The 2,665-nt window shown below is 62.4% G+C and carries 2 protein-coding genes; both read right to left on the bottom strand.

What is annotated here, in order from left to right; translation table 11 throughout:
* Window positions 1-96: 96 nt before the first annotated feature.
* Entirely contained in the window at window positions 97-855 is a 759-nt protein-coding gene (gene istB / locus RHODMAR_RS26655) for an IS21-like element helper ATPase IstB (protein WP_008720945.1), read from the bottom strand.
* Window positions 856-918: 63 nt separating this feature from the next.
* On the bottom strand, window positions 919-2,484 hold the full coding sequence (gene istA, locus RHODMAR_RS26650) for an IS21 family transposase (RefSeq protein ID WP_008720944.1): 1,566 nt from the start codon (window positions 2,482-2,484) through the stop codon (window positions 919-921).
* Between the last annotated feature and the right edge of the window lie 181 nt (window positions 2,485-2,665).

The following is a 2,665-nucleotide window of genomic DNA, read 5'->3' as shown; positions in this document are numbered from 1 at the left end:
TGTGGACGGTCACGTAATTCCCCCGGGGTAGTTGTCACGTAATTCCCCCACCGGTGGGCCTCGTGTTCAGGTTTACCCGTGTGCGCGGTGGTGTGTCTAGTCGGCGGCGGCGGTGCGGGGTCGTTTGCGTGGTCGGTAGCTCGGTCCGTCCATGAGCACTTGGTGGCTGGTGTTGATCAGTCGGTCCAGGAGCGACTCGGCGACGACGGGGTTGGGGAAGAGTCCGTACCAGTCTTTCGGTGATCGATTACTGGTCAGAATCAGGGGTTTGCCGGCGACGGCCCGTTCGGAGATCAGTTCGTAGAGGTCGTCGGCGTGCATCGCGGTGTGCTCGCGCATGGCGAAGTCGTCGAGTATGAGCACCAGTGGTTTGGTGTAGTCGCGGATTCTTTTGCCCCAGGTGCGGTCGGCGTGACCACCGGCGAGGTCGGCGAGGACTCGGGAGGTTTTCGCGAACCGAACATCGCCTCCTCGCCGTGCCACGGCATGTCCGAGTGCTTGTGCGACATGGGTTTTGCCGACCCCGACGGGTCCGTAGAGGATGACCGATTCGGCGGCGTCGAGCCACCGCAGTGCGGAGAGGTCGCGGAGCATCGCGGTGGGAAGTTTGTTGTTCGCGGCGAAGTCGAAGCCTTCGAAGGTGGACTGTTCTTCGAACTTCGCCGATCGGATACGGCGGGTCAATGCCGTCGATTCACGTCGCCCGATCTCGTCTTCGCAGAGTACTTGTAGGAATTCGAGGTGTCCGAGGGTGCCGTCGCGGGTTTGCGCGAGACGGGCATCGAGAGTGTCGAGCATGCCGGTCAGCTTGAGGGTTTTGAGTGCGGTGCGCAGGGATGGGTCCAGAATGTTCATGACAGGGGATCTCCTGAGTCGATTGAATGCTGTTGCGTTACTGGATGACTCGGTTTGGTCTTGTCACAGACCGAGCGCGGTGTCGACGGTTCCGGTGTCGGTATCGAATTGGTCGGGACCTCGAAGGAACGCCGGTGTCAGTTGCGCAGACGCTGACGCTGGACTGTCACTGGTGGTGGTTTCGGTGCCGGCGGCGAGGATGCCTTTGATCGTGCGGTAGCTCGGATCGCCGACAGCGAGAGCGCGAGCGCAGGCGGCGTCGAGGCGGGTATTGCCGGCGTCGGTGCGCAGGGCCAGGACACCTTGGGCACTGCGCAGCCGGTGAATGGCGTTGATCTCCATGAATCCGGCGATGACCTCCACGCAGGACGGGCCGACCTCGAAGGCTGTCTTTCGGCACCAGGCGGGCGTGCGCATGTGGAAGGCGATCTTCTCCGGTGGGTAGTGCTCGAAGTCGGTGGAGCGACCAGAAAGGCGCAGTACGTGTGTGGCGACGGCGGTGCCGTCGTGGACGATCTGGACTATGTCGCCGCTGGTGCGGGCATGGACGTCACTGCCGAGCAGGCGCCAGGGAACCGAATACAAGGCTCTGCCGACTTTGACGTGGCAGTCGGTGGCGACCTTACCGCTCGACCATACCGCGAGTTGAAACGCATTCTGTGGCAGCGCAATCAACGCAGGTTGTTCTATTGCCTGGAATACTTTCAAGGGTGATCCGCCGTCCAGGGCGCGACTGTTGCGCAGCCCGGCGACTTCGCTGCACCAGCGGACTGCGTCGGTTTGCATCTGTCCGAGTGAGGTGAACTCGCGGCCACGCCAGAACGAGTCGCGGACGTATTGCATCGGGCGTTCGACACGTGGTTTGTCTTTGGGTTTGCGTGCGCGGGCGGGGTCGACGAGCAGCTGGTAGTGGGCGGCGAGTTCGGCGTAGGCCTGGTTGATCTTGGGGTCGTAGAGGTCGGGTCGTTCGACACCGGTTTTGAGGTTGTCCGGTACCGCTCGTGCCGGGACTCCACCGAAGTACTCGAACGCGGCGACATGTGAAGCGCACCATGATGATTGATGCATTTTCAGTACCGGTTGGACGAACATGTGGCGTGAGCACGCCAGTACCATCACGAATGCCCACACCGCGACACGGCGGCCACTGTCCGGGTCGAACCACATGCCGAGTTTGCCGTAATCGATCTGCGCTTCCGACCCCGGTTCGATAGGGCCGCGGGGCACAGTGACGCTGCTGCGCATCGCGTCCTCGGACAGATTTCCGGTAACCCATCGCCGCACAGACGATTCCGATGCATCGACGCTGTGGTCATCGCGTAGGCGTTGGGCGATGGTCGCGACGGTGACATCGGCGCCCCGCCAGTCGATGATGCGTTGTCGGTGTGGTTCGATCACCGGCCACGTCGATGCGCGCAGAGATCGGTCGTTGATTTCCGGGAACCAGCGCGCAACGTTGAGGGCCCATTGCGAGTCCGAGACGGGTTCGGAGTCCGGGATGAGTTTTTCCTCGATCGCGGGCGCGAGGTACTTCGCGATGGTCTTGCGGTCGATCCCCAGGGACTCCGCGAGTTGGCGGCGTGAGCGCCCTGCGTGCCAGTGAACGTAGAGCTCGATCAAGTCGAACATGTCGAAACTTCTCCTCGCCATCGGCGCTTCCTCACCTCGTCGGTGAAGCAAGCGAACCTGTCTGCGAGGCCCACGACCGGTTGCCACACCGCCCCAGGTGGGGGAATTACGTGACAGCCGGGGTGGGGGAATTACGTGACGTACTTTCCCTCAAAGTGGGGGAATTACGTGACCGCTGACA

The sequence above is a fragment of the Rhodococcus sp. AW25M09 genome, assembly GCF_000333955.1.
Taxonomy (GTDB): Bacteria; Actinomycetota; Actinomycetes; order Mycobacteriales; family Mycobacteriaceae; genus Rhodococcoides.
Note: the sequence above shows the minus strand (reverse complement) of the source record. Positions and strands in the feature narration are given on the sequence as shown.